4 protein-coding genes and 1 tRNA gene are annotated in these 4,603 nt (G+C 67.7%); 3 read left to right on the top strand and 2 right to left on the bottom strand.

From position 1 onward, the window contains the following. The first annotated feature begins 194 nt into the window (after positions 1-194). Positions 195-267, top strand: a tRNA-Arg gene (locus tag GA0115259_RS16410). A gap of 223 nt (positions 268-490) precedes the next feature. Here GA0115259_RS16410 and GA0115259_RS16405 read toward each other — a convergent pair. Continuing rightward, entirely contained in the window at positions 491-1,249 is a 759-nt protein-coding gene (locus GA0115259_RS16405) for a hypothetical protein (protein WP_093597112.1), read from the bottom strand. Between the two features lie 574 nt (positions 1,250-1,823). On the opposite strand from GA0115259_RS16405, the gene GA0115259_RS16400 reads away from it, so the two are divergent. Continuing rightward, positions 1,824-2,366 carry an NUDIX hydrolase gene (locus GA0115259_RS16400; protein ID WP_093597109.1) on the top strand — a complete coding sequence of 181 codons (543 nt, stop codon included), beginning with the start codon at positions 1,824-1,826 and terminating at the stop codon, positions 2,364-2,366. On the opposite strand, the gene GA0115259_RS40335 is transcribed toward GA0115259_RS16400, so the two are convergent. Further along, complete coding sequence (locus GA0115259_RS40335) at positions 2,363-3,700, bottom strand: helix-turn-helix domain-containing protein (RefSeq protein ID WP_161230390.1); 1,338 nt, start codon at positions 3,698-3,700, stop codon at positions 2,363-2,365. The genes GA0115259_RS16400 and GA0115259_RS40335 overlap by 4 nt on opposite strands. Positions 3,701-3,849: 149 nt before the next feature. Here GA0115259_RS40335 and GA0115259_RS16390 point away from each other — a divergent pair, with 149 nt between their 5' ends. Continuing rightward, positions 3,850-4,284 (top strand): ATP-binding protein, encoded by a 435-nt coding sequence (locus GA0115259_RS16390; protein ID WP_093597102.1) that lies wholly within the window; start codon positions 3,850-3,852, stop codon positions 4,282-4,284. Positions 4,285-4,603: the final 319 nt, after the last annotated feature.

Below are 4,603 nucleotides of genomic sequence, written 5' to 3'. Positions count from 1 at the left end.
TCACCTTCTCCCGCTCCCTCCCCCGCCCGCCCACCCCCAACAGATAAGCGCGCCGCCCGACACATCCGCTACCCTGTCAGTGGCCGCCCAGGTTCCGCCGCACCAGCCGTCCAGAACCTCTCCGACCACCGGGTTTGTCAAGCCGGGTCAAGACCCACCCACTGGGTCCGCGACAAGGCTTCCCACAAACCCCTGCCTTCGTAGCTCAGGGGATAGAGCACCGCTCTCCTAAAGCGGGTGTCGCAGGTTCGAATCCTGCCGGGGGCACAACGCGTTAAGCAGCTGACCTGGGGTTTCTCCCCCAGGGAGGCGCTCTGTTCGGCCTCGGACGTCTCGTCCGGGGCCGTTTGCGTCTCGTACACCTCCCGGCCGTCGACCACGAGTTGCTTGGCGACGGTGATGAGCCCGGCCTCCGCGACGTGGTCGAGGAGGAGGCCGGTGTGCTCCGGCGTCCAGACCATCACCGACGACGGCTTCTCGCCGGTGCGCTTCAGTAGCGGTGACCGGGCCAGTGTGGGTCCTCATATCGGTCGGTTCCGGTGACGCCAAGGAGTCGTATCCGGTGAAGGAGGTCTTCCGTTGCGCCGTGGGCACGGAGCCGGACAGGCGCGTAGCGGACAAGCCAGGCAGTCAGTTCGGCGCGCATGTCTTCCTCGTTCTCCCAAGCACTCCAGGGAAGTTGGTCACCGAGCAGTTCGTACTCCCAGTGTTCTGCGGCCTTGGCCAGGTGTCCGTCGGCCACAGGGCCACTCAGCGCTGCCCAGGCGTCGAGCCACGGGCTCAGCGTGCCCGTTGCCTCGGCAGTCAGGACGAGGAGGTCATGCGCAGGCACGGTGGGATCCGGATGGGTGAGCGTGTACGCCCACCAGGCATGCAGGAATTCCTCCACTGCGCCGGCCTGCTCGGTGGGCCACTTCTGCCAGTTGCCGAGAGCGAACGCGAGCCCGACCTTCTCCATGCCGAAGAGGGGTTCGATGAGGCCGCCGACGAGGGCCGAGGCGAACTGAGGCAGGATCCGGCGCAGCACGGATGCGTGGTCTGTCCAGTCGATTGCCTGCCATGTGCGCTGCAGGAGATCAAAGTCCAGCTCCGCGTCCGCCACTTTGAGCTGAGCAAGGTCTTCCGCGCTGCCCCAGTGGCAGTCGCAGTTGTACTCGTCGGGGTGAGCGGTCATCCCGCGGAAGATGACGGCCAGGCCGTCCAGCGCGGCATCGAGACGAAGTCGTGTGCGAGGCTGATCGAAATTCATCACGAGTGTTCGCCTTCAGGGACTCCGGCAGCTTGCGCCAACCGAAGATCACTAACTTACCGGGGCGGGATTCCAACTGCCATCAGCATGACGTCTTCTGGGCTCTCGCAGTGCTCGCGAGAGCCAGAAACGGTCACAAGATCAGCGACAGAGCCGAATTATGTGACGTTCCACGAGCAGCAAGCCTCAGCAGCCGAGCAGACGCTGGTGCACCTCCGCGTCGCCTACGCCACCACGGCCCAGCCAGCGCTCACCGACCTCGCCCGCCGGGCCCCACGCCAGCAGACCACCGCCCCCGCCTGGCCTGCCCTCACTACCGCCCTAGCTTAGGCCGAAACTGCTGGGCGTCGCCCACTCGGCGGCCGAAGTCCTCACCTGGCGTATCACCAACCCGCCAGACAAGCGATCACGCGCTGACGGGCCCACACCGAGGAACGGGGCTCAACGGGGAGTCCGGGCCAAGGCGACTTCGGCTGGATCACGCGAGCACCGGCCGGAAGTCGTTGACGGGGCAGACGGCTTCTCGTCCAAGTGACATTCTTGGTGCTGCACGGCGGCGAAGGGGAGTTGGCTCATGCGGTGGACGGTTCATGGCGAGCGTCAGATTTACAGCAACCCGTGGGTCAACCTCTGGCTCGTGGATGTCCAGCAGCCGGACGGCCGGCGCTGGGAGCACCATGTGGTGCGGATGCGGCATCTCGCGGTCGCCGCGGTGGTGGATGAGCAGAAGCGGGTGCTGATGATGTGGCGCCATCGGTTCATCACGGACACGTGGGGCTGGGAGCTGCCGATGGGCCTGATCGAGGCCGACGAGACGCCGGAGCAGGCGGCGGCTCGTGAGGTGGAGGAGGAGACCGGCTGGCGGGTGGAGGGTCTGAAGCCTCTGGTGTACGCGCAGCCGGCGAACGGCATCACCGACTCGGAACATCATGTCTTCCGCGCACAGGCTGCCGCTTATGCGGGCCCGCCGACCGAACTGAACGAGTCGGACCGTATCGAGTGGATCCCGATGTCCGAGATCCGCGGCATGATCGACCGTCGCGAGGTGGTCAGCAGCGGCAGCCTCGTCGGCCTGCTGTACCTCCTGCTGGACGAGGCCACCAGCGCAACGAGTTAGCCGAGGGCCTCGCGCATACGCTGCTCGAAGGCGATCACGGGTGTCTCGCGGGCGTAGGGGGCGAGGCGCTGGTGAAACTCCTGGACGTGGCCCGCGACCCGCGGTGAATCGAGGGACGCGCTGAGGTCCAGGGCGAGCCCGGCACTGTGGCACGCCGCATCCAGCTTGCCCTGCTGGAGCTGGGCCGTAGCCAGCCAGAAAGCGTGAAAGGCGCGACCACGCTGCTGGGCGCCTGTTTCCCGCCGCAGGCCCTCGGCGATCAGCGGCTCGGCGCGTTCCGACTCGCCCAGCTTGGCCAGCGCGATTCCTGTGTCGACGATCAGTTTCGTCTCGTCGAAGTAGCGAACCCAGGAAGGCGCCTCGCCCTCTTGGCCGCGGGCTCGCTCGTACGCGTCCCGGGACCGCCCGATGGCCTGGTGGCAGGAGGCGGCGTCGCGGAGTGTGGCGTGGGCGAAGGCTTCCCGCATGTGGAGCATCGACATGACCAGTGGCTGCCCGCCGGCGGCGCGGGCGCTGTCCTGGGCCTTGCAGGCCAGCGCTACCGCGTCTGCGGGCTGCCCGTCGTAGGTTGCCTGCAGGCTCATGCAGGACAGGACGTTGGCCATGAAGAGATAGTCGTCCTGCCCGTGTGAGAGCCGCAGGGCCTGGGTGAAGTGGCTGCGCGCGGTGCTGTACTGGCGGGCATCGAAGTAGGCCCACCCGGCGAGGCGAGCAAGTTCCGCAGCGAGTGACTGAAGATCGCGGCGCAGGGGAGCGCGGACGCTGCGCATCATCTGCGTCACGTACCGAAGGTGCCCCACGACAGCCGGGCGCAGGGAAGCGCCGCCGTGCTCGTCGTCACGGCGCCAGTAGTCCTCAACCGATGACCGCAGGGCGAGGAGCGTCGATCGCGTCACCCTCCCGTCTGCGAGCGTCAGCAAGTCGTCGAGATCACTGTGGGATTCGGCGTCAGGACTCCGCTCAGCGTCGGCGGAGGTCTCGGATGCCTGCGCCGAACGGCTCGGGAGGCTCGGGAGGCGGTCTCGCGACGTTGCGGGGGACGGGATTTCCCAGGGCCGGTGGGCGAGCCCGAGCATGGCGCCGGGGATACGGAGTCCATCGGCCACGCGCTCGATCACATCGATGTGGGCGAGCCCGCGCCGCCCCGACATGATCTCCCCGACCCGGCTCGGCGTCATCCCGCACAAGGCGGCCACACGGGACGGATAGATGCCCGCCTTCACCTTCACGAGGTGGAACACCTTCGCGAAATCGCGCTGCCGGCATGCACGTTGCCACTCGGGGCTCGCGAGCAGTTCGGGCGGAAGTCCGTGCTGAGGCTGGGGTCCGGGCACATGCGCTCCTCTGCCGCATCAGGCGGTGGCGTCTGGCGGTTGGTCAGCCGCTCTGGATATTACCCACGTTGGGTAATCACCGTGACCTGATTACGTGATGGCCCTTCGCGGTGAGCTGGTCCTCCAACCGCCCGCGATGAGGGGACGCGATGTACGCGATGGCCATGCACGACCAGCAGACCGCCCGGAGATGGCGCATGCAGTTCAGCTCGACCGCCGCATGCGTCTCCCTCGTCCGGCGCCAGACCGAGAAGACGCTCAGCGAGTGGGGATACGTACTCGACGACATCGACCGGGTCGTCCTGGTCTCCAGCGAGCTCGCGACGAACGCCGTGCTGCACGGACACGTTCCCGGGCATCTCTTCGAAGTCGCTCTGACCTCGACGGACCACAGCTGCTTGATCGAGGTGTCGAACGCAAGCCCCCGCACTCCGATGGCTCTGCGTCTTACGTCCGAGGAGGAACACGGCCGTGGGCTGCCGCTCGTCAGCGCCCTGGCCGTACGAGTCGGCCACCACGCGCGCAAACCGACGGGCAAGACGGTCTGGGCCCACATCCTGCGCACATCCCACGGACCACGATGAGACGGCCCCACACGAGTACGTCCCACGCCACGCGCACGAGCTACCGCCCCGTCGAGACCAGCCCGGGGACCCGCCGTCGGCGAGAGGCGACAGCCATGATGCGCGTCGTCGGACGCTATGCCGGGGTCCTCTTCATCATCGGCATCAGCGCGTCATGCGGCCTCGTCGTCGGCCTGACACTCGCGACGGCGCCGACTCCGTAGACCGGTCCGCCCCAGGCGAGTACCCGCACCGCGGGTCGGCTCCCCCGTGCCCACCTGGGGCGGACCCTCCGCCCTCCGTCGGCTGCCTATAGGCGAGCTCGGCAGCCGACGGAGGG

This window comes from Streptomyces sp. MnatMP-M17, from assembly GCF_900091995.1.
Classification (GTDB): Bacteria; Actinomycetota; Actinomycetes; order Streptomycetales; family Streptomycetaceae; genus Streptomyces.
The sequence above is the reverse complement of the archived record's forward strand: the minus strand, read 5'-3'. Positions and strand labels throughout refer to the sequence as shown.